Here is a 25858-nt window from a genome sequence, read left to right as displayed (position 1 = left end):
CCCGCTGGATCGGGCCGAGTCGGCGCTCCGAACCGAGACAGACGCGCCGACTCGGCGTACGCCTGACGGAACGCGCCTCTTGCGACGGGCATCACATTTGTCCTACCGTACCGGGAAAGCGCTTTCCCCCACCGCTTTTCCGGCACTCCAGCAGACGAGGACCCTCACATGGCCACACGACGGCTCGGCATCATCATGAACGGCGTCACCGGGCGGATGGGCTACCGCCAGCACCTGGTGCGGAGCATCCTGGCGATCCAGGAGCAGGGCGGCGTGGAGCTCTCCGACGGCACCCTGATCCAGCCCGACCCGATCCTCGTCGGTCGCAATGCCGAGAAGCTCCAGGACATCGCCAAGGAGCATGGTCTGGACCGTTGGACGACCGATCTCGACGAGGCCCTGGGCAACGCCGAGGACACGGTCTACTTCGACTCGCAGCTGACCAACGTCCGCGAGGCCGCCATCAGCAAGGCGATCGCGGCCGGCAAGCACGTCTACACAGAGAAGCCGATCGCCGACGACGTCGAGGGATCGCTGCGCCTCGCCCGCCTCGCCGCGGACAAAGGCGTGAAAAGCGGCGTCGTCCACGACAAGCTCTACCTGCCCGGCCTGCTGAAGCTGCGCCGCCTGGTCGAGTCGGGGTTCTTCGGCCGCATCCTCAGCGTGCGCGGCGAGTTCGGCTACTGGGTCTTCGAGGGCGATCTGCAGCCCTCCCAGCGGCCGAGCTGGAACTACCGCAAGGAGGACGGCGGCGGGATCACCGTCGACATGTTCCCCCACTGGAACTACGTCCTGGAGAACCTCTTCGGCAAGGTCGAGGCCGTCACCGCCAAGGTCGTCACCCACATCCCGGAGCGCTGGGACGAGCAGGGCAACGCGTACGCAGCCACCGCTGACGACTCCGCCTACGGCATCTTCGAGCTGGAGGGCGGGATCATCGCCCAGATCAACTCCTCGTGGGCGACCAGGGTCAACCGCGGCGAGCTGGTCGAGTTCCACGTCGACGGCACCCACGGCTCCGCCGTCGCCGGCCTGCACCATTGCGTCACCCAGGACCGCAACCTGACCCCGAAGCCGGTCTGGAACCCGGATCTCGTCGAGTCGATCCGGTTCCGTGAGCTCTGGAACGAGGTCCCCGACAACCAGCCCTTCGACAACGGCTTCAAGGCGCAGTGGGAGCAGTTCATCCGCTACGTCGAGGGCGACGGCGACCACCCCTACGACTTCATGGCCGGCGTCCGCGGCCTACGGCTCGCCGAGGCCGGGCTCACCTCCTCGGCCGAGGGACGTCGGGTCGAGCTCGGAGAGATCGAGCTGTGACCTCCGTACGTCTCCCCCTGCCCGACGGCGGCATCGAGCTCTACACCCTCGCAGACCCCACGGAGTGGACGAGGCCCACCGCGCCGTTCACCTCCCGCACCGCCTACGCCGCCGCCCACGTCGTCCCCCGCACCCTGGCCGAGAACGTGCCCGGCGCCGCCGCGGACATCGACTGGGACCGCACCCTGGCCTACCGGCACGAGCTGTGGTCCTACGGTCTCGGCGTCGCGGAGGCGATGGACACCGCCCAGCGTGGCATGGGCGTGGACTGGACCGCCGCGGCCGAGCTGATCCGCCGCTCGGCCGCCGAGGCGGCGACCGTGGGCGGCTCGATCGCCTGCGGCGCCGGCACCGACCAGCTCGTCCTGTCCGCCGTCCCCGAGGGTCGTCAAGGTCTGGACACCGTCATCGACGCCTACCGCGAGCAGATGAAGGTCGTCGCCGACACCGGGGCGACCACGATCGTGATGGCCTCGCGTGCCTTGGCCAAGGTCGCCCGCGACGCCGATGACTACGCCGAGGTCTACGCGACCCTGCTCGACGAGGCCGACAGCCCGGTCATCCTGCACTGGCTGGGCGACATGTTCGACCCGGCACTGGCGGGCTACTGGGGCTCCCCGTCGGTCGAGGAGGCGACCCAGACCTTCCTCGACATCATCCGGGCCCGGCCCGGCAAGGTCGACGGGGTCAAGGTCTCGCTCCTCGACGCCGAGCACGAGGTCGGGCTGCGCCGGGCGCTGCCCGGCGGCGTACGGCTCTACACCGGGGACGACTTCAACTATCCCGAGCTGATCGTCGGTGAGGGAACGGGCGAGGGCGAGTTCTCGCACGCGCTGCTCGGCATCTTCGCGGCGATCTACCCGGCCGCCTCGGCCGCGCTGCAGGCGCTGGATGACGACGACCCCGACACCGCCCGGCAGCTGCTGGAGAGCACCCAGGCGCTCGGCCGGAAGATCTTCGAAGCACCGACCTACTACTACAAGACCGGGATCGCGTTCCTCTCCTGGTTGAACGGCCACCAGCCGGCCTTCTCGATGGCCGGCGGCCTGCACGCCGGCCGCTCGGTGCCCCACCTGGCCGAGGTCTTCCGGCTCGCCGACGCGGCCGGCCTGCTGACCAGCCCCGACCTCGCGGCCGCACGCATGCGCGCCTTCCTCACCGTGCAAGGAGTCGATCAGTGACCGACCATGCCACCGGGCTCGAGCGGCTCTCGCTCAACACCAAGACCACGAACTCCTGGACCCTCGCCGAGGCTGTCGACGGCGCCGCTCGCGCCGGTATCCCGGCGCTGGGACTGTGGCGCGACCGCGTCCACGAGGCCGGGGTGGAGAAGGCCACCAAGCTCGTACGCGACGCCGGCCTGCGCGTCTCCTCGCTCTGCCGCGGCGGGTTCCTGACCGCGTCTGATCCAGCCGGGATCGCGGAAGCGCTCGCGGACAACAAACGGGCGGTCGACGAGGCCGCGACCCTGGGCACCGACGCGCTGGTGATGGTCGTCGGCGGCCTCCCCGAGGGCGACGTCGACCTGGCCGGGGCCAGGGAGCGGGTTGCCGAGCGGCTGGCCGAGCTCGCCCCCTACGCCCAGGCCGCCGGCGTGAGGCTCGTCCTGGAGGCGCTCCATCCGATGTACGTCGCCGACCGGGCGGTCATCTCCACCCTCGGCCAGGCGCTCGACCTGGCGGCGCCGCACCCGGTCGACGCGGTCGCGGTCGTCGTCGACACCTTCCACGTGTTCTGGGACCCCGACCTCGCCGCCCAGGTGGCTCGCGCGGGCGAGGAGCGGCGGATCGCGGCGTACCAGGTCTGCGATTTCAACCTGCCGATCCCCGCCGACGCGCTGCTCGCCCGCGGGATGATGGGCGACGGGGTCATCGACTTCGCCTCGATCACCCGGATGGTCGCCGAGACCGGCTACACCGGCGACGTCGAGGTCGAGATCTTCAACGAGGCGGTCTGGGCCGCCGACCCCGACGAGGTGCTCGCCACCATGGCGCAGCGCTACCGCGACCTCGTCCTCCCCCACCTGTGATGGCCGTCCACCAGCCTGACGGTCGGGTCGTCGTGGTCGCCTGCGACAAGTTCAAGGGCTCCCTGACCGCCCGCGAGGTCGACGAGGCGGTCGCCGCCGGGATCCTCGCGGCGAACCCCGAGACAGAGGTACGCATCGTGCCGATCGCCGACGGCGGCGACGGCACCGTGGCGGCGCTGGCCGGCGCCGGCTTCCGCCTGGTCCCGGTGACGGTCGCCGGTCCGACGCTCGAGCCGGTGGCGGCGCACTACGCCGTCCGCGGCGACCTGGCGGTCGTCGAACTGGCCGACACCTGCGGGCTGCTGCGGCTGCCCGGCGACCGGCTGGCCCCGCTCACCGCCTCCTCCCGTGGGCTGGGTGAGGCCATGCTCGCCGCCGTCGACGGCGGCGGCCGCACGGTCGTCATCGGTCTGGGCGGCAGTGCCAGCAACGACGGCGGCGCGGGGATGCTCCGCGCCCTCGGCGTACGCCTCCTCGACGCCTCCGGGGCCGAGCTCGCGGAAGGTGGCGCGGCTCTCCAGGACCTGGCATGCGTCGACCTCGACGGCCTCGACCCACGCCTGCGGGAGACGGAGATCGTGGTCGCCTGCGACGTCGACAACCCGCTCCTCGGCCCCCGCGGCGCGGTCGCCACCTTCTCCGCGCAGAAGGGCGCCGGCCCTGAAGAACAGGCCATCCTCGAGGCGTCGCTGACGACGTACGCCTCCCTCGTCTCCGACGCTCTCGACCGCGCCGCACCGGCCGACACCCCTGGTGCAGGCGCGGCCGGGGGCGTCGGGTTCGCCGCGCTCGCGGTGCTGGGCGGCCGGGTCGAGCGGGGCGTCCACCTCCTCCTCGACCTGGTCGGCTTCCACGAGGCCCTGGTCGGCGCCGACCTGGTGGTCACCGGCGAGGGTTCGTTCGACCACCAGACCCTGTCCGGCAAGGCCCCGCTCGGCGTACTCGAGGCGGCGGCGAGGCGCGGCATCCCCGCCGCCGTCCTGTGCGGCCGCACCACCCTCTCCTCCGCTGAGGCCGAGCAGGCCGGAGCCACCACGGTCCGCGCGCTGACCGACCTCGAGCCGGACCCCGAGCGCTGCATGACGAACGCCGCCGAGCTGCTCACACAGCTCGGCGGCGGACTCGTGTAACACGTCGTTCGTAGGTCTACCCGGTCGTTCTGATAGGGCGAGTAGTCCTACGAACAGCGTGTTACACGGGGATGGGCGCCGAGGAGGCGTAGATCTCGACCCGCCCGTCGTTCCGGCGAGCAAGCTCACCGGAACGGGGCTCGCAGGCTCAGAAGTCGAAGTCGTCGATGTTCGACTCCTCGAAGACCGTCGGCTCACCGAGGACGACGACGCCGTCGGCACCGACGGTGTACTCACCCAGGTCACCGGCCTCGAAGGTGTCGCCCTCCTTGCCCTCGATGTCACCGGAGGCGAGAGCCTCGGCGGTGTACGCGGCCAGGTAGCCGAGCTGCTCGGGGTCCCACAGCGCGAAGGACTTCACGGTGCCGTCCTTGACGTACTCCCGCATCTGGTTCGGGGTGCCGAGACCGGTCAGCGCGACCTTGCCCTTGTACTGCGAGTCGGACAGGTAGCGCGCGGCCGCGGCGATGCCGACCGTGGTCGGGCTGATGATGCCCTTGAGGTTCGGGTGGGACTGCAGCAGGCCGGCGGTCTTGTCGAAGGAGGTCTGGTCGTCGTCGTTGCCGTAGACGGTGTCGACGAGCTTGATGTCGGGGTGGTTCGCGGCCAGCTCCTCCTCCATCAGCTTGATCCACTCGTTCTGGTTGGTGGCGTTGGCCGCCGCGGAGAGGATCGCGATCTCGCCCTTGCCGCCGATCTGCTCGGCGATCAGGTCGACCTGGCTCTTGGCGATGCCGGCGGCGTCGGCCTGGCTGACGAAGACGTCGCGGAACTGCGGCTCGGTGTCGGAGTCCATCGTGACGACCTTGGTGCCGGCGTTGCGGGCCTCGTCGAGGGCGTCGCCGATGGCGGTCGGGTCGTTGGCCGAGACGACGAGCGCGCCGGCACGCTGCTGCGTCGCGGTGTTGATGAAGCTGACCTGGGAGTCGGGGGTCGCCTCGGTCGGGCCGACCTGCGACCACTTCGTGCCGATCTCGTCGGCTGCCTTCTGGCCGCCCGCGTCGGAGGCGTCGAAGTAGGGGTTGCCGAGGTTCTTCGGGATGAAGGTGATGCTGCTGGTGTCGCCGCCACCCTCTCCATCGCTGCCGCTGCCGCTCCCGCCACCGCAGGCGGACAGGGTGAGGCCGAGGGCCGCAACGATGGCGACGGCACTGCCGGCGCGTCGGAACTTGCTGGTCATGTCTCTCACTCCGATTTCTTTGAGTTCTTCGAGGATGGTTTGTCCGAGCTCTGCTCTACCCGTTCTTTGGGCAGCCGATAGGTGCCGACGATGCGACCGGTCCAGCCGAGGACGCTGGCCGCGATGACCGCTGCGATGAGGAGTACGCCGGTGATGATCTGGATGAGGTTGGCGCTGAGTCCGTCGAGGCGCAGCGCGCTGCCGATGGTCCCGATCAGGACGACGCCGGCGATCACCCCGGGGATCGCGCCGCGGCCGCCGAAGATGGACACCCCGCCGAGCAGCACCGCCGCGATGACCTGCAGCTCCATGCCGGTGGCGTTGTCACCCCGCGCACTGCCGTAGCGCAGCGTGAAGTAGATGCCGGCCAGCCCCGAGATCAGGCCGCTGAGCGTGAACAGGATCAGCTTCGTACGGTCGACGTTGACACCCGAGAAGCGGGCCGCATCCTTGCTGAGACCCGCGGCGAAGATGCCCCGACCGAACGGCGTGAAGTGCAGGACGACCGCGAAGAGCACGATCAGGACGACCAGCGGAACCGTCATCAGCGGGATCTGGGAGTCGCCGATCCGAGCCTGTACGACATCGCCCCAGGCGTCGGGCCAGTCGGTGATCGCGGTGGTGCCGAGCGCGCCGACCGCGATCCCGCGGAAGAGCGCCATGGTGCCGATCGTGACGGCCAGCGACGGCAGCCCGTAGCGGGTGACGAGCACGCCGTTGAGCGCTCCCGCGACCGCGCAGGCGAGCAGCGCGAGCACCATCGCGGCCACCATCGGGAGGCCTTCACGGTGCAGCACCCCGAACAGGACGCTGGAGAGCCCGACGACGCTCGCCACCGACAGGTCGATCTCGCCGGTGATGATGATCAGGGTCATCGGCAGCGCGATCAGCAGGATCGGCGCGATGTCGAGCACCAGGAAGTAGACCGTGATCGGGTCGGAGAAGTTGAGGATCGCGATCGAGGCGTACGTCCACACGACCACGAGCAGGGCGATGATCGCCGTGTCCCTGGTCATCAGGGTGCGCTGCCACCACGGCTTGGCGTGCGCGGCGTACGTCCGGGCGGGCGCCTTCTCGGAGAGCAGGCTGGTCATGCTTCTTCCCTCTCTGCGAGGAGCTTGTCGTGCTGACGGCGGGCGAAGTAGCGGTCCAGGACGATCGCGCCGATGATCAGCGCGCCGACGACGGCCTGCTGCCAGAAGTCGGGGATGCCCAGGACCGGGAGCGCCCGGTTGATGGTGGTGAGGAGGTACGCCCCCAGAGCCGCCCCGAGCACGGTGCCGCTGCCGCCGAAGATGGCCACGCCACCGACGACGGCGGCGCCGACGGCCTCGAGCTCGATGCCCAGGCCGACACCGGAGCTGATGGTGCCGTAGCGGGAGACGTACAGGATCCCGGCGAGGCCCGCGAGCGCACCCGAGGTGGCGAACGCCTGCAGGACCCGGCGCTTGTCGCGCAGCCCGTAGAGCGTGGCGGCATCGGGGTCGGAGCCGATCGCGTAGAACTCGCGGCCGACGCGGGTGGAGCGCATCAGATAGATGGCCACGGCCAGCAGCGCGAACGAGATCCACGCCAGGTTGGGGATGAACAGGAACGATCCGGTTCCGAAGTCGAGCAGCCCGGGCGGGATGTCGGAGGCGTTGATCCGGTCGCTGCCGGCCCACTCGAGCATGATCCCGCGGTAGACGTAGAGGGTGCCGAGGGTGATCACCAGCGCCGGCACCTTCGCGAAGGCGACCAGCACCCCGTTGACCAGACCGAGCACGGCGCCCGCGGCGACTGCGATCAGCACGACGAGGATCACCGGGAGCCCGGTGTCGAGGAAGAGCCGACCGGCGAGGTACGCCGTCAGCCCGAGGGTCGACCCGACGCTGAGGTCCACGTTGCGGGTGACGATCACCATCGCCTGGCCGATCGCCAGGCAGACGAGGATCGCCGGGGTCAGGGTGAGGTCGCGCCAGCCGTCGGTGCTGAACAGGAAGTTGGGGTTCACCGCCGTGGTCACCACGAGCAGCAGGATGAAGGCGACGGCGATGCCGGTCTCGCGCTGCTTCAGGAGCCAGGTCAGCCGGCTGGCTGCTCTGTGGCGTGGCTGCGGCGCGGCCGGGGCAGGCGCGTCGAGCGTGGTGGTCATGATGCCTCGCTGACGTTCAGGGTGGTGGAGTGGTGGGCCGTCGCCGCGCGCATGACGGCCTCGGGGGTCGCCTCCTCGCGGCTCAGCTCGGCCGTCTGGTGACCCTCGCTGAGGACGATCACGCGGTCGGCCATCCCGAGCACCTCGGGGAGCTCGGAGGAGATCATCAGGATCCCGAGGCCCTCCTGCGCGAGCGTGGAGAGCAGTCGGTGCACCTCGGACTTGGTGCCGACGTCGATGCCTCGGGTGGGCTCGTCGATGATCAGCACCTTCGGCTGGGTGGAGAGCCACTTGGCCAGGACGACCTTCTGCTGGTTGCCGCCCGAGAGGGTGCCGGCGAGGGTGTCGAGGGTCGCGGCCTTGACCTCGAGCCGGGCGGCCCAGTCGGCGGCCGAGCGGTTCTCGATGCCGGTGCTGATCAGCCCGGTGCGGGCGAGCCGGCCGCTCGTCGGAAGCGTGATGTTGCGCGAGATCGGTGCGTCCAGGACGAGGCCGTGCTGGCGGCGGTCCTCGGGGACGAAGGCCAGTCCCATCTCGATCGCGCGTCGCGGGTCACCCGGCGGGACCGGCCGCCCGTCGAGGGTCACCTCACCGCTCTCGTAGGGGTCGACGCCGAAGATCGCCTGGGCGACCTCGCTGCGCCCGGCACCGACGAGGCCGGCCAGGCCGACGATCTCACCTTCGCGGACGGTGAGGCTGATGTCCTGGAACAGGCCGGTGCGGGTGAGGCCGCTGACCTCGAGCAGGGGCTTGCCGACGGTGGCCTCGAGCTTCGGGTAGAGGTCGGAGACCTCGCGCCCGACCAGTCGCTGGACGATCTCGTCCTCGGTGACCGCGGCGATCGGGTCGGTGGAGATGTAGGCGCCGTCGCGCATCACCGTGATGGTGTCGCACAGCGCGAACACCTCGTCGAAGCGGTGCGAGATGAACACGACGGCGCAGCCCTGGTCGCGCAGCGTGCGCGCCACGGTCATCAGTCGCTCGACCTCGTTGCCCGACAGGGCCGCGGTCGGCTCGTCCATGATCAGGACCTTGGCGTCGAGCGAGAGCGCCTTGGCGATCTCGATCAGCTGCTGGTCGGCGATCGAGAGACCCTCGGTCGGGCGGTCGGGCTCGATCGGCACGCCGAGCCGGGCGAAGAGCTCGATGACCTCGGTGCGCATAGCGGCACGGTCGATCCTGCCCCAGCGGTTGGTCGGCTGGCGTCCCATGAAGATGTTCTCGGTGACCGAGAGGTCGGGGAAGAGGGTCGGCTCCTGGTAGATGACCGCGACGCCGGCCTGCTTGGCCTCGGCGGTGTTGCGGAAGTCGACCTGCTCCCCGGAGAGCAGATAGTCGCCGGCGTCGCGGCGGTAGAGCCCGGCGACGATCTTGACCAGGGTCGACTTCCCGGCTCCGTTCTCCCCCACGAGCGCGTGGATGGATCCGGCCTCGACCCGGAGGCTTCCAGACCGGAGGGCGCGTACGGGGCCGAACGACTTGGCCACGTCCCGCAGCTCCAGTGCGGCGGGTGTGTCCGGCATGGGCAGCTCCTCGAATTGAAAGGTTTCAAGCCTGGTTTACGCTAGTGATGGCAATCACATACGTCAACACTCTTCGGCCGCTAATTTGAGCGAGGTTCGGACTTTGTGGTCAGACCGGCACGACGCCCACCCACATCCAGGCGGGAATCCTGCCGCGTCAGACCGCGTTCAGAGACCCATGCACGCACTCTGGGTATGGGCACATCCGCACGCGTCGTCCCTCAACGGACGGTTGCAGGAGGCGGGCCGGAACGCTCTCGTCGCGACCGGCTGGACCGTCGACGAGATCGACCTCTATCGAGAAGGTTTCAATCCACTTCTGGTGGAACGGGGCGAGGCCGACGTACGCCACCACCAGGACCGCCTGCGGGAGGCAGATCTGCTGGTCGTGCAGTTCCCGCTGTGGTGGTATTCGGTGCCGGCCATCCTCAAGGGCTGGATCGACCGGGTCTTCGAGTCGGGGTTCGCCTTCGACGTACCGGATCCGGAGACCGGCAAGCCGCTCAAGTACGGCAAGGGCGGCCTGGCCGGCAAGCGCGCCCTGACCATCGTCACGGCCGGCGACCGGGCCGCGACCCTGGGCCCGCGCGGGATCAGCGGCCACATCGAGGACGTCCTGTGGCCGCTGCTGCACGGCACGTTCTGGTACACCGGGATGGACCCGCTGCGTCCGCACCTGATCACCGACGCCGACCTCGTCGACGCCGAGGTCATGGCACGGATCGAGGCCGACCTGAGCGTACGTCTCGAGGGCGTGATGACGGAGCCGCGGATCGCCTACCGGCCGATGGTCGAGGAGCAGTACGACCACACGATCAAGCTCCACGACTCGGTTGCGCCCGGGCAGGACGGGCTCAGCGCCCATCGCGAGGGCTGAGGGCGTCACGGCGGCGGGCGGGCGCGCCTGCTACGGTCTTCGGGCCAGCCGCTCGGGACGTAGTCCCGGCACGGGAACCCGGTGAGAGTCCGGGACTGACGCGCAGCGGTGTGGGTGACGGACGGGACACTGTGCCACTGGGCCCTCGGGTCTGGGAAGGCGTCTCGCGCCGGTCGATCCCGAGTCCGAAGACCTGCTGGCCCTGCAGCAGACCGCTGCCGGTCAGCACGGGCGACGCGCACCAGCCCGCGACCCGCTCGAGGACCGACGTGCACCTGTCTCGCACCATCCGACCGACCCTGATCCGAACGGTCGCCGCGAGCGCCGTGCTGGTGCTCGGCGCCGCACTGGTCGGCTGCGGAGCCGGCCAGCCCTCCGGCGCGCAGCAGGCGGCGGCCGACGCCGGCGACGCTGCCGGCTTCCCGTTCACGCTGACCAACTGCGGTCGCGAGATCACCCTCGAGGCGCCACCCGAGCGGGCGGTCTCGCTCAACCAGGGTTCCACCGAGATCCTGCTCTCGCTCGGCCTCGCCGACCGGATGGCCGGCACCGCGGTGTGGACCGACCCGGTGCTCGACTCGCTCGCCGAGGACAACGAGCGCGTCCCCCGGCTCGCTGACGACTGGCCCTCCTACGAGCGCGTACTGGAGGCCGAGCCCGACTTCGTCACCGCCTCCTTCATCAGCACCCTGGGCGAGGGTGGGGTGACCACGCCGGAGGACCTGGAGAAGCTGGGCGTCGGCTCCTACCTCTCCCCCGCCGAGTGCGTCAAGGACAACGAGGGCGACGACGACGGCACCCGTCTCGACCCTCTCGAGATCGAGACGATCTTCCAGGAGATCACCGACCTGGCGCGGATCTTCGGCGTCCCCGACCGCGGCGAGAAGCTGGTCGCCGACCTGTCGCAGCGGCTGGAGGCCGCCCGGACGAAGGCACCCGCCGGCGAGGTGAGCGCGATGTACTGGTTCGCGAACTCCGAGTCGCCCTACCTGGCCGGCTGCTGCGGCGGCCCCGGCATCATCGGCCGCACCCTCGGTGTGGAGAACGTCTTCGACGACACCACCGACGAGTGGCCGCAGATCAACTGGGAGACCGTCGCCGAGCGCAACCCCGACGTCATCGTCCTCGGCGACCTGACCCGCAAGAGCCAGACCGCCGAGACGGCCCGCGCCAAGATCGACTACCTGAAGAGCAACCCGGTCACCGCCCGGATGGACGCGGTCCGCAACGACCGCTTCGTGACGGTCTCCGGCGCCGAGCTCAACCCCTCGATCCGCACCGTCTACGCGGTCGAGAACGTCGCCGACCAGCTGGCCGCCCTCGGCCTCCGCTGATGTCGGCGCGCCGCGTCCCCCGCGCCGGCGTCCTGCTGGCCCTGGCTCCCCTGGTGGTGGTCGCCTCGGTGGCGGGCGCCATCACCGTCGGCCCCTCCGACCTGAGCATCGCCGACGTCTACGGCGTCGTGGCCGACCGGGCCGGGCTCGGGTCCTCCGAGCTGACGCTGCTGCAGCAGAGCATCGTGTGGGACCTGCGGCTGCCGCGTACGTTGCTCGCGGGGATCTGCGGTGCGGGTCTCGCCATCTGCGGGATCATCCTGCAGTCGCTGCTGCGCAACCCGCTCGCCGACCCGTTCGTGCTCGGCATCTCCTCGGGTGCCTCCACCGGCGCGGTCTCGATCGTCGTCCTCGGCGTCGGCTCGGGCGCGATCGGGCTCTCCACCGGGGCGTTCGCCGGTGCGCTCGCCTCGTTCGCCCTGGTGCTGCTGCTCGCCTCGCTCGCCGGCGGCACCACCGACCGGCTCATCCTGGCCGGCATCGCGGCGACCCAGCTCTTCTCGGCGCTCACCTCGTTCATCGTGTTCACCGCAGCCGATGCCGAGCAGACCCGCGGGGTGCTGTTCTGGCTGCTCGGGTCGCTCTCCTCGGCCAGCTGGACCGACGTACTCGTGTGCGGGGTGATCGTGCTCGGCGGGCTGCTCTGCTGCGTCGTCGGCGCCGGCTGGCTGGACGCGTTCGCGTTCGGCAACGACGCGGCGGCCTCGCTCGGCGTCGACGTCGCGCGCATCCGGGCGGTGCTGCTGGTGCTGACGGCGCTGATGACGGCCGTCATCGTCGCGACCTCGGGCGCGATCGGATTCGTCGGGCTGGTCCTCCCCCACCTGGCCCGCGCCCTGGTCGGGGTCGGGCACCGGCTGCTGCTCCCGGCCACCGCGCTGCTCGGCGCGATCTTCCTGATCTGGGTCGACACCGCGGCCCGGACCGTGATCGACCCCGAAGAGCTCCCCGTCGGGGTGGCGACCGCGCTGGTCGGGGTGCCGGCCTTCGCGCTGGTGCTGATGAGGGCGCGGCGATGACCGCGCTCGAGGCCGGCCGGGTCAGCTGGGCTCCCCGCGGCCGACTCGTCGTCGACGACGTGTCCCTCCAGGTCGAGGACGGCGCCACCGTCGGCCTGCTCGGGCCCAACGGGTCCGGGAAGTCCTCGCTGATCCGGATCCTGGCCGGGCTCCGGCCGCCGGACTCGGGCGACGTCCTGCTCGACGGCAGCCCGCTCGGCGGCATGTCCCGGCGCCGCCTCGCGCGCCGGCTCGCCGTCGTCGAGCAGGAGCCCGCGACCAGCCAGGACCTCCGCGTACGCGACGTCGTCGCCCTCGGCCGGATCCCGCACCGCCCGGCCTGGGCGCCCGACAGCGCCCAGGACCGCGCCGTCATCGAGGAGGCCGCCGCCCATGCTGGGATCGCCGACCGCCTCGAGCAGCGCTTCTCGACCCTGTCGGGCGGCGAGCGGCAGCGTACGCAGATCGCCCGGGCGCTCGCCCAGGAGCCGGACATCCTGCTCCTGGACGAGCCGACGAACCACCTCGACGTACGTCACCAGCTGGCGCTGCTCGCACTGGTCCGCCGGATGCCCACGACCTGCCTCGTCGCCCTGCACGACCTCAACCTCGCCGCCGCCTACTGCGACCAGGTCTTCGTGCTCGCCGAGGGCCGCGTCGTGGCCGGAGGCCCGCCCGCCGAGGTGCTGACCGAGTCGCTCATCGCCGAGGTCTACGGAGTCCGCGCCCGGGTGCACCACGACGAGGGCGTCGTCATCCGCTTCCTCGGCCCGGTCACCGCCTAGAGCTGGGAGTCGTAGACGCGTACGTAGTCCACGACCATGCGCTGCGGGAACTGGGTCGTGCCGTCGGGGTTGCCGGGCCAGTTGCCGCCGACCGCGACGTTGAGGATGAAGAAGAACGGCTGGTCGAAGACCCAGGGGTTGGCCCCGGTGCTGGCCGTGGTGAAGGTCTGGTAGGCGACCCCGTCGACGGACCAGGTGATCGAGCCGGGCCGCCAGTCGATGGCGAAGGTGTGGAAGGTGTCGGCGAAGGACCAGCCCTGCGGGTGCATGTACTGCCCGGTGATGCCGTTGCCGCCGGAGTAGCCCGGGCCGTGCAGGGTGCCATGGACGAGGTGGGGCTCGTAGCCGACGTTCTCCATGATGTCGATCTCACCGGCGTTGGGCCACGGCGTGTTCGGGAACTGGCCGCCCAGCATCCAGAACGCCGGCCAGATGCCCTGCCCGCGCGGGATCTGGATGCGCGCCTCGAGCCGTCCGAACTTCGGCTGGACCTTGCCCTTGGTGGTGAGGCGGGCCGAGGTGTAGCCGCCACCGCTCTGCCGGGCGGTGATGACCAGGTTGCCGTTGCCGTCGAGGGCGGAGTTGTCGCGGGAGTCGGTGTAGGTCTGCAGCTCGTTGTTGCCCCAGCCACCCCCGCCCGTCTCGTGGTTCCAGTTGGCGGGGTTGGGCGCGCTGCCGGCGGGCCCGTCGAACTCGTCGGACCAGGTCAGGGCGGCGGCCTCCACCTCTCCGGCCCGGGACGCGCCGGCCTCCGGGTCGGGCACCGCGGCCGGCGCGGCCAACGGGGCGACCAGGACGAGGGCCAGGGCTGCGGTCATGGTGAGTGTGGTGCGGATGGTGCGGATCCTCGAGCTACGCATCGAACGCTCCTTCATGGGGGTTAACTGTAAAGCGACCTTACAGTTATTCGCCGCCCTCTGGAACGGAAACGCCGGGCGACGTCCGGTCACCGCCAGTAGGCGCTCGATGCGCTCTAATGGGTCACCGGAGCGGGGCCATCGGGGGCCCTGCGGGTGAGGTGATCGCAATGGCACGGGATCCGTACAGGCCACGGACGCCGATCATCGGCATGGTGATGGTGTTCCTCGCGTTGGCGATCGTCGGGGTGACGGCCTACCTGCATCTGGGCTGGTGGTCGCTGATCGGCTACGCGGCCGCGGCGGTCATCGCCGTGGTCGGCGGCTGGCTGCTGTTCAAGGACGTGCCCGAGCCACCCCACTCCGGACCTGGAGCGAGCCGATGACCGACACCGACGACCAGACCATCGACCCGGCCGGCCACCAGGCGGTCGGCCTGACGGACGAGGACGAGGGCTACCACAAGAGCCTCAGCCCGCGGCAGCTGCAGATGATCGCGATCGGCGGCGCCATCGGCACCGGCCTGTTCCTGGGCGCGGGCGGCCGCCTGCACGAGGCAGGGCCCGGCCTGTTCCTCGTCTACGCCTTCTGCGGCGTCTTCGTCTTCCTCATCCTGCGCGCGCTCGGCGAGCTCGTGCTGCACCGACCGTCGTCGGGGTCGTTCGTCTCCTACGCGCGTGAGTTCCTGGGTGAGCCGGCCGCGTTCGCCGCCGGCTGGATGTACTTCCTGAACTGGGCGATGACCTCGATCGTCGACGTCACGGCGATCGCGACGTACGTGCACTTCTGGGGCACCTTCGAGGTCGTCCCGCAATGGGTGATCGCGCTCGTCGCGCTCGCCGTCGTGCTCTCGATGAACCTGATCTCGGTGAAGCTCTTCGGCGAGCTGGAGTTCTGGGCAGCGCTGATCAAGGTGGTCGCGCTGCTGGGCTTCCTGGTGCTGGGGATGATCGTGCTCGCCGGTCGCGAGGAGCTGAACGGCCAGGAGACCGGTATCGGCATGGTCCTCGACAACGGCGGGCTCTTCCCGGTCGGCGCGCTCCCGCTGGTCATCGTCGTGTCCGGCGTCGTCTTCGCGTACGCCGCGGTCGAGCTCGTCGGCACCGCCGCCGGTGAGACCGCCGAGCCGGCGAAGGTCATGCCCCGCGCGATCAACTCGGTGATCGCCCGGATCGCGGTCTTCTACGTCGGCTCGCTCGTGCTGCTGGCGCTGCTGCTGCCCTACACGACCTATCGGGCCGACGAGAGCCCGTTCGTGACGTTCTTCGACCAGCTCGGGATCGCGAACTCCGGCACGATCATGAACCTCGTCGTGCTGACCGCGGCACTGTCCTCGCTCAACGCCGGCCTCTACTCGACCGGCCGGATCCTGCGCTCGATGGCGATGAGCGGGAGCGCGCCGGCCTTCACCGCCCGGATGTCGAGGAACGGGGTGCCGTTCGGCGGGATCCTGCTCACCGGCAGCATCACCCTCCTCGGCGTCGGCCTCAATGCGGTCGTCCCCGGGCAGGCGTTCGAGATCGTGCTGAACATGTCGGCGCTCGGCATCATCGCGTCCTGGGCGACCATCGTGATCTGCCAGATCCAGCTCTACCGGCGGTGGAAGAAGGGTCTGATGTACCGGCCCGACTTCCGGCTGTGGGGCTCGCCGTGGACCGGATACGCGACCCTGGTGTTCCTCGCGGTCGTCCTCGTCCTGATGGGCTTCGACTACCCGATCGGCACCTGGACGGTCGCCACCCTCGCCATCATCATCCCGGCGCTGATGATCGGCTGGCGCCTCGTCCGTGACCGCGTCCGGCAGATCGCTCTCGAGCGCGAGGGCCACACCGGCGCGATCCCGATCAGGGCCGAGCGCCCGATCGCCGAAGAGGCGACGGGCGGCGGCCCCCGCGACGACGAGGGGCCCGACAGCCGGGCCTGATCAGGCCACGGGGCCCTCGCCCAGGGTCACGGTGGCGGTGTGCGCCTCGCCGGCGGCATCGGTCCAGCCGACCGAGATCCGGTCACCCGGTTCGTGGTTCCCGAGAACCGAGGTGATGTCGTCGATGCTCGCCACGGCGGTGCCGTCGACGGAGGTGATCGTGCTGCCCTCGGCGATCCCGCCCGCCTCGGCGGCACCGTCCTCGACGACACCGACGACCAGTGTCGACCTGGTCGTGTCGACCTGCACCCCGAGGGCCGCTGCCGGGCCGCCGATCTCGACGTCGCCCGACTCCTCTCCGGCGAGGATCTGGGCGGCGATGTCGAGCACGGTTCCGATCGGGATCGCATAGCCGGAGATCTCGGCCGAGCCGGAGGTCGCGGCGACGTTCATGCCGATGACCTCGCCGTCCTCGTCCAGCAGCGCGCCGCCGGAATCGCCGGAGACGACGTCGGCATCCGTCTCGATCAGGTCGGTCAGGTCGGCGGCGGTCCCGTCCTCGTTGCCGACCGTGATCGCGGTGCTCGGGTCGGTGACCGTGCCGTCCGCGGCCGAGAGCTCACCCTGACCTTCGGCGTTGCCGACGGAGGTGACCGTCTCACCCCGGGTCGCGGCGCCCCGGTCGGTCGCGACGGTCGAGAGCCCGGAGGCGTCCTCGAGCTGCAGCACCGCGACGTCGCGGACGTCGTCGTAGCCGAGCACGGTCGCGTCGTACGTCGTGCCCGTGCTCGGGTCGGTCACCGTGATCGAGGTGGCGCCCTCGACGACGTGGTGGTTGGTCACCACGATCCCGTCCTCGGTGATGGTGAGGCCCGTGCCGGCGCCCTGGGCCGTGCCGTAGTCGACGGTCGTGTTGACCAGCACGACGCCGGTCGACTCGGAGTCGGTCGCAGGCTCGGAGTCGACCGTCGCGGCCGAGGTGCCGAGGCTCTGCCGGTAGGGATCAACCGTCCTACCGCCGTAGCCCTCGACGGATCCGTATCCAGAGCCGTATCCGGGGCCGTATCCGGAGCCATATCCGGGGCCGGACTCGGCGACGTACGTCCGGGTCGCGCCGACCGCGGCCACCGCGAGGGCCGGGGTGGCGACGGGGATCGCGACGAGCGGGATCGCCAGGGCGGCGACGACAGACTGGCGGATGCGGCGTGAGCGGGACATCGGGTCCTCCTTGAGGCGGTTGATGTCTCGAGAATCCGCCCGCCTGCTGTGGGCTTCCTGTGAACCAGGCACGGACTGGCTGGGAACGTCAGCAGTCCGCGATCGGGCTGAGATGCTTGACCCGATGTCCACCGAGTCGCAGAGCCAGCATCAGGGGCGCCGGTCGCTCTTCCGGGCCGGCATCGTCATGGTCGTCGCCGGACTGCTCATCCTCGGCTACGTCGCCTGGGAGCTCTACGGAACCACCATCGTCAGCAAGCAGCGCCAGCGAGAGGCGACCTCGAGGATCGAACAGGCATGGGGCTCAGGCGAGACCGAGGTGAGCACCGAGTTCGGGTCGGCCGAGGCTCTCATCGAGATCCCCCGCTTCGGCGACGACTACCGGATCCCGGTCCTTGAAGGCACCTCCGACCGTGCCCTCGGCGCCGGCTTCGGCCACTTCGAGGGCACCGCCGATCCCGGAGAGGTCGGCAACTTCGCGCTCGCCGGCCACCGGGTCACCCACGGCGAGCCGCTGCGCGACCTCCCCGAGCTGCGGCCAGGGGACGAGATCCGCGTGCTGACCAGGGAGAAGAGGTACGTCTACGCCCTCACCAGCGGCGGCGATGACCTGATCGTCCCGTTCACCTCGATCTGGGTCACCGACCCGCTTCCCGACAACCCGGAGCGAGGCGGCGTGGAACCCGAGCAGGTGGAGGGGCAGCGCCTGATCACCCTCACCACCTGCTCCGAGCTCTTCCACACCGACAACCGGATGATCGCCTTCGGGAAGCTGGTCTCCGAGGAGCCGACCAGGTAGAACCACCACGGGCCCGGAGCAGACGCTGCGCGGCGTACGGCTCGGAATGAAAACTCTCCGGATGGGGTACCTCTGGGCATGGCCGAACCCACCGTCCCCCACCTTCAGCAGATGGGCGAAGCCCCGCCGTCAGTCGCGGGCCCGCATCGAGTCGACGCCGAGCTGCACGACCGGATCCAGCCGGGTGATCTCCCGGGTGGCCAGGTCGACCATGACCGCCGTGTCGGCGGGCACCGGGGTCCACCCCGGCTGGTCGAGACCGCTGGAGACGATCTCGAGACCGTGGTCGGTCCTGCGGTAGTCCATCGCGAAGTACTCCGTGGTGTGACGCGGCGGGATCTCACCCTCGTCGTCGAAGAGCTCGCGCAGGGCGCGCAGGGGCGAGTCGGCACGCGAGTTGATGTGGATCGCGAACATGTGCGTCCGGGTGAGCATCAGCGCGTTCAGGCTGCATCTCGGGAACTTCTGGACGAGCGTGGCCAGCGCCTGGGTGACCCCCTCCGCCTCGTCGCCGTACTTCTCGACGTTCTGGTGCACGAAGTGGAAGTAGCGCTCGCTGTCGGTGTCGCCGCGCAGCCGCTCTCGGGACTCCGGCGTCAGCAGCGCCTCGAGATCCGCGATCGGAGAGATGTGACCGTTGTGCGCGAAGGCGGCGCCGTCCGTCAGGAAGGGGTGGGTGTTCTCCGGACGTACGTCGAGCCCGCCCGTCGCCCAGCGCAGATGCACGAAGCCGGCATTCGAGAGCGGGGCCTCGACGAGCCTGCGGTAGGTCTCGTCGATGTCCGCCGAACGTGGCGAGCTCGTCGTGCAGGTGCCTTCGGGTGCGTTCCAGGCCATCCCCCAGCCGTCGGAGTGCACGGTGGTGAGCGAGGTGAAGGCGTCCAGACCCTCCTCCCCCAGCAGATCGGCTACGGCGCACGGGGACTCGGTCACATATCCGAACAGACGACACATCCTCGAGTTGCTCCTTCCAGAGGCAGGTGCATGTGGTGAGCGCAGACTCTTCGAGCAGTACCCATCACCGGGTCCGGACAGTCGGCGTCGAGGAGGAGCTCCTCCTCGTCGACGCCGGGACGGGCGCCCCGCGGTCGGTGGCCAGCGAGGTGTTGCGGGTCGCACGCCGGCACGGCGACACCGAGACCGGTGCCGGCGAGGTCGGGGGCTCGGTGGGACCCGAGATGCAGGAGCAGCAGGTCGAGACCGACACGCCTCCGGCGGAGTACCTCGGTCTCCTCGAGCTCGACCTGCGACGTTGGCGCGACAAGGCGCGCGCGGCGGCGAAGGAGGCGGGTGCGATGATCCTGGCCAGCGGTACGACCCCGTTGCCGGTGCGTCCGCAGACCTTCGACGACGAGCGCTACGCGGCGATCACCGCGAAGTTCGGGCTGACCGCCAACGAGCAGCTCACCTGCGGCTGCCACGTACACGTCTCGGTCGACTCCGACGACGAGGCCGTCGGGGCGCTCGACCGGATCCGCACCTGGCTGCCGGTGCTGCTGGCGGTGAGCGCCAACTCACCGTTCTGGCAGGGCGGCGACTCCGGCTACGAGAGCTACCGGTCCCAGGCGATGACGCGGTGGCCGACCAACGGACCGACCGAGACCTTCGGCAGCGCTCAGGCGTACGCCGACCACCTGCGTCTCCTCGTCGACACCGGGGTGCCCCTGGACGAGGGCATGGCGTACTTCGACGCCCGGCCGTCCCGCCACTACCCGACGCTCGAGGTCCGGGTCGCCGACGTCTGCCTCGACCCCCGCGACGCCGTGCTGGTCGCCGGACTGGCGCGGGCGCTGGTCGAGACCGGGGCGAGGGAATGGGCGCAGGGCCTGCCGGCCGACCCGGTGTCGGTGGCCGTGCTGCGGCTGGCCATGTGGCAGGCGGGCCGGCACGGGACCAACGGCGACCTGCTCGACCCGAGGACGCACCGTCCCCGGCCGGCGCGCGAGGTGGTGGACCGGCTGCTCGAGCACATCGGACCGGCGCTGCGGGACACCGGAGACCTGGCCCGCGTCGAGCAAGGCATCGACCGGGTCTTCGCCCGCGGCACCGGCTCCTCGACCCAGCGCCGGATCCACTCCGAGGAGGGCCGGCTCGACCGGGCCGTGGTCCGTCTGGCCGAGCTCACCTGAATGTCGAAATCTGGAGGAGGTATTGCTGTCATGATCCGATTCGGTCATCTCGACATCGACTTCGACGAACGCGTGCTCACGCCGCGTACGTGGACCGTCCGGCAGTCCGAGTGGGCGGCCGAGCTGTCGGCGGGCCTGCCGGACGGGCCGATTCTCGAGCTGTGCTCGGGCGCCGGCCAGATCGGCCTGCTCGCGGCCGCGAGGGTCGGCCGCCGGCTGGTGTGCGTCGATGCGGACCCGGTCGCCTGCGCGTTCACCCGCGCCAACGCCGAGCGCGCCGGGCTCGCCCACCTGGTGGAGGTACGCCAGAGCAGCATGGACCACGCACTCGACCCGGACGAGCGCTTCCACCTGGTGATCGCCGACCCGCCCTGGGTCCCCTCGGCCCAGGTCGGGCGCTATCCCGAGGACCCGCTGCTGGCGATCGACGGCGGCGCCGACGGGATGCAGGTCGCCAGGACGTGCCTGGCCACGACCGCCCGCCACCTCTCCCCCGGTGGCGCGGCCGTGCTCCAGCTCGGCACGCCCGAGCAGGCCGACCGCGTACTGGAGCTGCTCGAGGGCAGCGATCTGGCCGTCGAGGAGGTCCGCGACTCACCCGGCGAAGGCGTGCTCGTGCACATCGCCCGGGCAACGGCGGCGAGCATGCCGGGCACCGACCCTGGGTACCGGGAGCTCGAGGGAAAGGTGGGCTGAGATGCTGCCGAAGTCGCGTGGCGCCCTGAGTGCCGCTGTGTTCAACGCGCTCCAGAGCGGCGCCACCGCCGGTCTGGAGCCGTCGCCGGAGTCCGAGGAGGATGCCCAGATCGCCCTGTGGGCGCTCTACGAGCTGCACTACCGCGGCTTCGACGAGGTCGATCCCGAGCTCGAGTGGGACGCGGACCTGCTGCGTCTGCGCCGGGACCTGGAGAGGTCGTTCGAGGCCGAGCTGCGCAGGCGGTGGGAGGCCAGCCCTCTTCACGAGGCCGGCGAGCTGACCGGCGTGATCGACGGGCACGACGGTCCGTCGTTGGCGCGTTTCGTACAGCGCAAGGCCGACCGCGAGCAGGTGCTCGAGCTCCTGCAGCACCGCTCGCTCTACCACCTCAAGGAGGCCGATCCCACCAGCTGGGTCATCCCCCGACTCGACACCCGGCCCAAGGCCGCCCTGATGGAGATCCTCTTCGACGAGTACGGCGACGGTGACCCGAACCGGCTCCATCACCACCTGTTCCGTCGTGGGATGGACGCGTCCGGCCTGCGGACCGACCACGCCTGCTACGTCGACGAGGCACCGGTCGAGATCCTGGCGATGAACAACGCGCTGTCGCTGTTCGGGCTGCACCGCCGGCTCCGCGGAGCGGCGCTCGGCCACTTCGCCGCGTTCGAGGCGACGAGCTCGGTGCCGTCTCGCCAGCTCGCCCGCGGCCTGCGGCGGCTCGACTTCCCGGACGAGATGGCCGCCTACTACGACGAGCACGTCGAGGCCGATGCCGTCCACGAGCAGGTCGCCCTACGCGACGTGTGCGGCGCCTTCCTGGAGGAGAACCCGAGCGAGGGCGACCAGCTGCTCCTGGGTGCGTTCACCTGTCTCGACCTGGAGGCGCGCTACGCCGAAGCGATGCTGAACCGGTGGGGTGTCTCATGACCGAGTTCGAGCACGCCTCGATCGTGCTGTGCCCGGCCGGGCCGATGCTCCTGCGTGGGAAGCACGAGGTCCTGGACGCCGACGGGAAGGTGCACCACACGGTGCGTCCGGTCAGTGCGGTGTGCATGTGCGGTGGCTCCGCGATCAAGCCGTGGTGCGACGGTACGCATCGCCTGCTGGCCGCGCGAGCGCGTGACAACGACGAGCCCAACGCCGGGTGAGAGGAGTCCCTGGTGGTTCGACTTCGCCGGGTTTCGGCGGAGGAGCCGGGATGGACCCGCCGCCGCGCGGGCAAGGGCTTCGTGTACGTCGACGACGCCGGCGACCGCCTGCCTGAGGACGCCGTGGCGCGCATCCGCGCGCTCGCGATCCCGCCGGCCTGGGAGGACGTGTGGATCTGTCCGCGCGACAACGGGCATCTCCAGGCGGTGGGCACGGACGCGGCCGGCCGTCGCCAGTACCTCTACCATCCCGACTGGCGGGCGAAGCGCGACCAGGAGAAGTTCGACCGGGTCCTGGAGCTCGGCAGGGTCCTTCCCCGCGTACGCGAGCGGACGGAGCGCGACCTCGCCACGACCGGGATGAGCCTTGCCCGGGCGTCCGCGCTCGCGCTACGTCTCCTGGACCTCGGGTGCTTCCGGATCGGCAGCGACGCCTACGCCGACGACAACGGTGGCTTCGGCCTGACGACGCTGGAGCGCCGTCACGTCCGCAAGCGGGGCGACGCCTATGTCTTCGACTTCACCGGGAAGTCCGGCGTCCACCACACGATCAGCATCGACGACCCGCCCTCCGTCGAGGCGATCGCTCAGCTGCGTCGCCGGCGGGCCGGCTTCGAGGAGATCCTCGCCTACAAGCAGGGCCGCAGGTGGCAGCGGCTGACACCGGCCATGGTCAACGACTACATGCGCGAGGTGAGCGGGCTGGAGGTGTCGGCGAAGGACTTCCGGACCTGGCACGCCACCGTCCTCGCGGCGCTCGCCCTGGCGGACGACCCCGAGGCGGCGAAGCGAGTGACCCCGACCGCCAGGTCCCGGCGCAAGCAGCAGGTCGCCGCGGTCAAGGAGGTCGCGGAGTACCTCGGCAACACCCCGGCGATCGCCCGTGCCTCCTACGTCGATCCGCGGGTGCTCGAGCTCCACGAGCAGGGATGCACGATCCAGGTACGCAGGGGCGCGAGCACGGAGCCGAGGGCGCGACAGGCCGCGGCGGAGCGGGCGGTGCTCCGGCTGCTGGCTCAGGACGACGCCTGACCGGCTGCTCAGCCCTCGACGCCGGTGGTCTCGTGGGAGGACCCCACCGGCTTGCTCTCCGGTGAGCCGCGCTGCCTGAGATAGATCGAGAGCACGGCCATGGAGCCGACCGCGAGGAACTCCGACTGCCAGTTCTGGAGGGTACGGGCCCAGAAGTCGGAGTGCAGCAGGTAGGAGCCCCACGCGATCGGGTCACGCAGCTGCTGCAGCCTGACCTCGTTGTAGGAGGCCCAACCGGCCACCGACTGGACCAGCCAGGACAGCAGGAAGATCACGCCCATGGTGATGCCGAGCGACCTGGAGTAGAACGCGGTCCGCAGGCCTCCGACCCGGGCGAGCCTGGGCGAGTCCTCACGGGCGTACGCACCGACCTTCTGCCTCTCGTCCGACTCCTGCCCGGCGTCCTCGAGCGGCTTGGACTCCGGGGAGCCTCGTTGCACCAGCCAGACGGTCAGCACGACGTAGAGCAGGAACTGGAGGTACTCGCTCTGCCAGTTCTCGGTCACGTCCACCGCGAAGCTCGCCGAGGTGAGGTAGCCACCCAGCGTGATCCGATCGAGACCGTCGGCGAACAGCTCGTCGTTGAGCTGGTGCCAGCCGGCGATGGCCTGCCCGGCGAGGCTGCCCAGGAAGAGCACGCCGAAGGCGAGGCTGAGCGAGTTCTCCTTCAGAAACCGGCGCATCGCTCCTCCTCACCCGTGCCTCAGCGCGAGCACGAACGTGTAGAGCAGTCCGATGCCGATGACCGCCAGGTAGGCGACGTACATGATGCGCATCTCAGCCTCCGTGCAGGGCGCAGTCGTAGGGCTTCGGCTGCTGCGGTGTGCAGCCGGCCGCGTGCAGCAGCCAGCGGTCGGCGAACCGCGTCAGGAAGAGCGTGTCGCCCTGGTAGCGGACCTGGGCCATCGTTCCGTAGACGTCGACCCGGTCGAGGGTGCCCGGCCCGGGCAGCTGCTCCTCGGGCAGCGCCTCGGCACAGGGCTTCTTGGCAGCTGCCTCCAGCTCGGTTCGCGTCTCCGGGGCGAGCAGCGCGCACGCTCCCGCCCAGTCCTTCGCGGTGACCGAGTCCTCGAAGGCGGCCGCGCTGTCACGTACGGCGTCCTCCTGCCCGGAAGCGCACCCGGTGAGGATCATCGGGAGAAGCAGTGCCAGCGTCGTCGACCACCACCGCATCGGATCCCCCTCAGCCGCGGGCGGCGCGGGCCGCGCCTGCCTCCGTGGACTCGCCGCTGGTCTGCAGCTGGCCGCCCTGGTCCTCCAGGTGGGCGCGTACGAACCAGTGGAAGAGCTCGAGCTGCTCGGTCTGGCCGATCAGGATGTCCTGGGTCACCAGGTCGAGCTCCTCGAGGGCCTTGATCGCCTCGCGGTAGGACTCGATCACGCCCCGGTAGGTGACGTCGAGCGCGGCGAGGTGCTCCTGCGTCGTGGCCCGGCCGATGCTGTAGTCGTTCCACTCGCGCTCCTCGACCAGTGCGCCCGGGGTGCCTCGCGGAGCACCGCCCAGGGTCGCGATGCGCTCGGCGAGCGCATCGGCCATCGCGCGTACCGCGTCGACCTGGGGGTCGATCATCTCGTGGACCGCGATGAAGTGCGGCCCCACGACGTTCCAGTGCACGTGCTTGAGCGTGAGCTGGAGGTCGTTCGCGGCGTGCAGGCGGGACTGGAGGAGGTCGATGGTCGTCCGAGCAGCGCTCTCGTCCATGCCCGGGATCGTGTAGTGCAGCGTGTCGGTCGTCATGCTCCGATCGGTACCCGTGGCCGCTCGATTCATACCAGTACACGGGTGCGAATAAACTTTGGCGCGTGTCCGCTCTTCTTCGCTCGCCGTCTCGTGTCTACCGGATCGTCGCCACTGCCGAGGCGGTGACCTGGGCGGGACTGCTCAGCGGCATGTTCCTGAAGTACGTCACCGAGACGACCGACCTCGGAGTCAGCATCTTCGGCATGCTGCACGGGATCGTCTTCATCAGCTACTGCGTGACCACGACCGTGGTCGCGATCGACCAGCGCTGGTCGATCGGCCGGCTCGTCGCCGGCCTGGCGTCCTCGATCCCGCCGTTCCTCACCCTCTGGTTCGAGCGCTACGCGGAGCGACGCGGCCTCCTCGCCCCGACGTGGCGACTGCTCGACGAGGCCCCCGTTCGCCCGCTCGAGCGGCCGCTGGCGTGGCTCCTCCGCAACCCCGTGCGCGGCCTGGCCACCGGCGTCGCGAGCGTCGCCGCACTGACCGTGGTCGCGCTCATCGCCGGGCCGCCGGTCGGCTGACCCAGGCTCCCAGGCCGCACGATCGGCCCGATCAGCCGGCGGCGTCCGCGATCTCGACCTCGCCGCTGCGTACGACCTCGCCGCAGGCCTTGCAGGCCAGCACGGGGTGGAACTCCGAGCCGCAGGAGTGCACGAACCTGAGCGGCGGGCCGTCCTCGCCGGCGAGGTGACGGTCGCCGAACTCGCGCATCGCGGCGATGATCGGCGCGAGCGAGCGCCCGAGGTCGGTCAGGTGGTACTCGAACCTCGGCGGACGCTGCTCGTACTGCACCCGGGTCACCAGCCCGTGCGCCTCGAGCCGGCGTAGGCGGTCGGTGAGGATGTCGCGCGGACCTCCCGTGAACCGGACGATCTCCTCGAACCGGCGACTCCCGAGAAACAGCTCACGGACGACGAGCAGGGTCCACTTGGAGCCGACGAGCTCGAGCGTCCGCGCCACCGAGCACTCACGTACCTCCGTCTTCATGCTTCGATCCTAATCGAGTTGGAAAACCAAACCAACCCGGGTACGTTGGAAAAACCAACCGACACGGAGC

At 70.4% G+C, this 25858-nt stretch carries 28 protein-coding genes and 1 riboswitch; of the genes, 17 read left to right on the top strand and 11 right to left on the bottom strand.

Translation table 11 applies throughout. The annotated features are described in order from the left end of the window. The first annotated feature begins 168 nt into the window (after positions 1-168). Genes OG984_RS29300 through OG984_RS29285 form a run of 4 tightly spaced genes read left to right on the top strand, consistent with a single transcriptional unit; the run spans position 169 to position 4479 of the window. Entirely contained in the window at positions 169-1320 is a 1152-nt protein-coding gene (locus tag OG984_RS29300; protein ID WP_328529605.1) for a Gfo/Idh/MocA family protein, read from the top strand. After that, positions 1317-2501: a dihydrodipicolinate synthase family protein gene (locus tag OG984_RS29295; protein WP_328529604.1), complete on the top strand. Its 1185-nt coding sequence runs from the start codon at positions 1317-1319 to the stop codon at positions 2499-2501. Before OG984_RS29300 ends, OG984_RS29295 begins: the two co-directional genes overlap by 4 nt. Further along, positions 2498-3349 (top strand): sugar phosphate isomerase/epimerase family protein, encoded by an 852-nt coding sequence (locus OG984_RS29290; RefSeq protein ID WP_328529603.1) that lies wholly within the window; start codon positions 2498-2500, stop codon positions 3347-3349. The genes OG984_RS29295 and OG984_RS29290 overlap by 4 nt, the downstream gene beginning before the upstream one ends. Beyond that, positions 3349-4479 carry a glycerate kinase gene (locus OG984_RS29285; protein ID WP_328529602.1) on the top strand — a complete coding sequence of 377 codons (1131 nt, stop codon included), beginning with the start codon at positions 3349-3351 and terminating at the stop codon, positions 4477-4479. The genes OG984_RS29290 and OG984_RS29285 overlap by 1 nt, the downstream gene beginning before the upstream one ends. 148 nt (positions 4480-4627) lie before the next feature. Here OG984_RS29285 and rhaS read toward each other — a convergent pair whose 3' ends face one another. The 4 genes from rhaS to OG984_RS29265 are packed head-to-tail and all read right to left on the bottom strand — an operon-like array spanning position 4628 to position 9316. Continuing rightward, positions 4628-5659: a rhamnose ABC transporter substrate-binding protein gene (gene rhaS, locus OG984_RS29280; RefSeq protein ID WP_328529601.1), complete on the bottom strand. Its 1032-nt coding sequence runs from the start codon at positions 5657-5659 to the stop codon at positions 4628-4630. Between the two features lie 5 nt (positions 5660-5664). Further along, complete coding sequence (locus OG984_RS29275; RefSeq protein WP_328529600.1) at positions 5665-6753, bottom strand: ABC transporter permease; 1089 nt, start codon at positions 6751-6753, stop codon at positions 5665-5667. Then, positions 6750-7793: an ABC transporter permease gene (locus OG984_RS29270; protein ID WP_328529599.1), complete on the bottom strand. Its 1044-nt coding sequence runs from the start codon at positions 7791-7793 to the stop codon at positions 6750-6752. The genes OG984_RS29275 and OG984_RS29270 overlap by 4 nt, the downstream gene beginning before the upstream one ends. After that, complete coding sequence (locus OG984_RS29265) at positions 7790-9316, bottom strand: sugar ABC transporter ATP-binding protein (protein ID WP_328529598.1); 1527 nt, start codon at positions 9314-9316, stop codon at positions 7790-7792. The genes OG984_RS29270 and OG984_RS29265 overlap by 4 nt, the downstream gene beginning before the upstream one ends. A gap of 178 nt (positions 9317-9494) precedes the next feature. On the opposite strand from OG984_RS29265, the gene OG984_RS29260 reads away from it, so the two are divergent. From OG984_RS29260 to OG984_RS29245, 4 genes are all read left to right on the top strand, one after another. Next, entirely contained in the window at positions 9495-10193 is a 699-nt protein-coding gene (locus OG984_RS29260) for an NAD(P)H-dependent oxidoreductase (RefSeq protein ID WP_328529597.1), read from the top strand. Between the two features lie 28 nt (positions 10194-10221). Then, positions 10222-10408: riboswitch (cobalamin riboswitch) on the top strand. A 54-nt stretch (positions 10409-10462) separates the two neighbouring features. Then, positions 10463-11527 (top strand): ABC transporter substrate-binding protein, encoded by a 1065-nt coding sequence (locus tag OG984_RS29255; protein ID WP_328529596.1) that lies wholly within the window; start codon positions 10463-10465, stop codon positions 11525-11527. Then, positions 11527-12546 carry a FecCD family ABC transporter permease gene (locus OG984_RS29250; RefSeq protein ID WP_328529595.1) on the top strand — a complete coding sequence of 340 codons (1020 nt, stop codon included), beginning with the start codon at positions 11527-11529 and terminating at the stop codon, positions 12544-12546. Before OG984_RS29255 ends, OG984_RS29250 begins: the two co-directional genes overlap by 1 nt. Beyond that, positions 12543-13310 carry an ABC transporter ATP-binding protein gene (locus OG984_RS29245; RefSeq protein ID WP_328529594.1) on the top strand — a complete coding sequence of 256 codons (768 nt, stop codon included), beginning with the start codon at positions 12543-12545 and terminating at the stop codon, positions 13308-13310. The genes OG984_RS29250 and OG984_RS29245 overlap by 4 nt, the downstream gene beginning before the upstream one ends. On the opposite strand, the gene OG984_RS29240 is transcribed toward OG984_RS29245, so the two are convergent. Next, positions 13307-14170, bottom strand: a complete 864-nt coding sequence (locus OG984_RS29240) for a glycoside hydrolase family 16 protein (protein WP_328529593.1) — start codon at positions 14168-14170, stop codon at positions 13307-13309. The genes OG984_RS29245 and OG984_RS29240 overlap by 4 nt on opposite strands. 167 nt (positions 14171-14337) lie before the next feature. Between OG984_RS29240 and OG984_RS29235 the strand changes: the two genes are divergently transcribed. Both OG984_RS29235 and OG984_RS29230 read left to right on the top strand, forming a co-directional pair. Beyond that, complete coding sequence (locus tag OG984_RS29235; protein ID WP_040757374.1) at positions 14338-14553, top strand: hypothetical protein; 216 nt, start codon at positions 14338-14340, stop codon at positions 14551-14553. Beyond that, the gene (locus OG984_RS29230) at positions 14550-16091 is read left to right on the top strand and encodes an amino acid permease (RefSeq protein WP_328529592.1); all 1542 of its coding nucleotides are present in this window, start codon (positions 14550-14552) and stop codon (positions 16089-16091) included. The genes OG984_RS29235 and OG984_RS29230 overlap by 4 nt, the downstream gene beginning before the upstream one ends. On the opposite strand, the gene OG984_RS29225 is transcribed toward OG984_RS29230, so the two are convergent. Further along, positions 16092-17249, bottom strand: a complete 1158-nt coding sequence (locus tag OG984_RS29225; protein ID WP_328529591.1) for a S1C family serine protease — start codon at positions 17247-17249, stop codon at positions 16092-16094. Positions 17250-17373: 124 nt separating this feature from the next. Between OG984_RS29225 and OG984_RS29220 the strand changes: the two genes are divergently transcribed. Then, positions 17374-18048: a class E sortase gene (locus tag OG984_RS29220; RefSeq protein ID WP_328529590.1), complete on the top strand. Its 675-nt coding sequence runs from the start codon at positions 17374-17376 to the stop codon at positions 18046-18048. 129 nt (positions 18049-18177) lie between these two features. On the opposite strand, the gene OG984_RS29215 is transcribed toward OG984_RS29220, so the two are convergent. Continuing rightward, the gene (locus tag OG984_RS29215) at positions 18178-19002 is read right to left on the bottom strand and encodes a class II glutamine amidotransferase (RefSeq protein WP_328529589.1); all 825 of its coding nucleotides are present in this window, start codon (positions 19000-19002) and stop codon (positions 18178-18180) included. Positions 19003-19037: 35 nt separating this feature from the next. On the opposite strand from OG984_RS29215, the gene OG984_RS29210 reads away from it, so the two are divergent. From OG984_RS29210 to OG984_RS29190, 5 genes are read left to right on the top strand one after another with little or no spacing between them, the layout of a single operon-like run. Beyond that, positions 19038-20177 (top strand): carboxylate-amine ligase, encoded by a 1140-nt coding sequence (locus tag OG984_RS29210; protein ID WP_328529588.1) that lies wholly within the window; start codon positions 19038-19040, stop codon positions 20175-20177. Between the two features lie 30 nt (positions 20178-20207). Further along, on the top strand, positions 20208-20873 hold the full coding sequence (locus tag OG984_RS29205; RefSeq protein WP_328529587.1) for a class I SAM-dependent methyltransferase: 666 nt from the start codon (positions 20208-20210) through the stop codon (positions 20871-20873). Position 20874: 1 nt separating this feature from the next. Continuing rightward, positions 20875-21804, top strand: a complete 930-nt coding sequence (locus OG984_RS29200) for an iron-containing redox enzyme family protein (RefSeq protein ID WP_328529586.1) — start codon at positions 20875-20877, stop codon at positions 21802-21804. Then, entirely contained in the window at positions 21801-22025 is a 225-nt protein-coding gene (locus OG984_RS29195; protein ID WP_328529585.1) for a CDGSH iron-sulfur domain-containing protein, read from the top strand. Before OG984_RS29200 ends, OG984_RS29195 begins: the two co-directional genes overlap by 4 nt. Positions 22026-22037: 12 nt before the next feature. After that, positions 22038-23057: a DNA topoisomerase IB gene (locus OG984_RS29190; protein WP_328529584.1), complete on the top strand. Its 1020-nt coding sequence runs from the start codon at positions 22038-22040 to the stop codon at positions 23055-23057. 8 nt (positions 23058-23065) lie between these two features. Here the strand turns inward: OG984_RS29190 and OG984_RS29185 are convergent, their stop codons facing one another. The 3 genes from OG984_RS29185 to OG984_RS29175 form a co-directional block, all read right to left on the bottom strand. Further along, positions 23066-23740 (bottom strand): DUF6766 family protein, encoded by a 675-nt coding sequence (locus OG984_RS29185; protein ID WP_328529583.1) that lies wholly within the window; start codon positions 23738-23740, stop codon positions 23066-23068. Positions 23741-23834: 94 nt separating this feature from the next. Then, positions 23835-24230, bottom strand: a complete 396-nt coding sequence (locus OG984_RS29180; RefSeq protein WP_328529582.1) for a hypothetical protein — start codon at positions 24228-24230, stop codon at positions 23835-23837. A 10-nt stretch (positions 24231-24240) separates the two neighbouring features. Continuing rightward, the gene (locus tag OG984_RS29175; RefSeq protein ID WP_328529581.1) at positions 24241-24795 is read right to left on the bottom strand and encodes a Dps family protein; all 555 of its coding nucleotides are present in this window, start codon (positions 24793-24795) and stop codon (positions 24241-24243) included. A 65-nt stretch (positions 24796-24860) separates the two neighbouring features. Here OG984_RS29175 and OG984_RS29170 point away from each other — a divergent pair, with 65 nt between their 5' ends. Further along, positions 24861-25322: a DUF3817 domain-containing protein gene (locus OG984_RS29170; RefSeq protein WP_328529580.1), complete on the top strand. Its 462-nt coding sequence runs from the start codon at positions 24861-24863 to the stop codon at positions 25320-25322. A gap of 31 nt (positions 25323-25353) precedes the next feature. On the opposite strand, the gene OG984_RS29165 is transcribed toward OG984_RS29170, so the two are convergent. After that, on the bottom strand, positions 25354-25788 hold the full coding sequence (locus tag OG984_RS29165; RefSeq protein ID WP_328529579.1) for a winged helix-turn-helix transcriptional regulator: 435 nt from the start codon (positions 25786-25788) through the stop codon (positions 25354-25356). Positions 25789-25858 lie beyond the last annotated feature (70 nt).

It is taken from the genome of Nocardioides sp. NBC_00368, assembly GCF_036090055.1.
GTDB lineage: Bacteria > Actinomycetota > Actinomycetes > Propionibacteriales > Nocardioidaceae > Nocardioides.
Note: the sequence above shows the minus strand (reverse complement) of the source record. Positions and strands in the feature narration are given on the sequence as shown.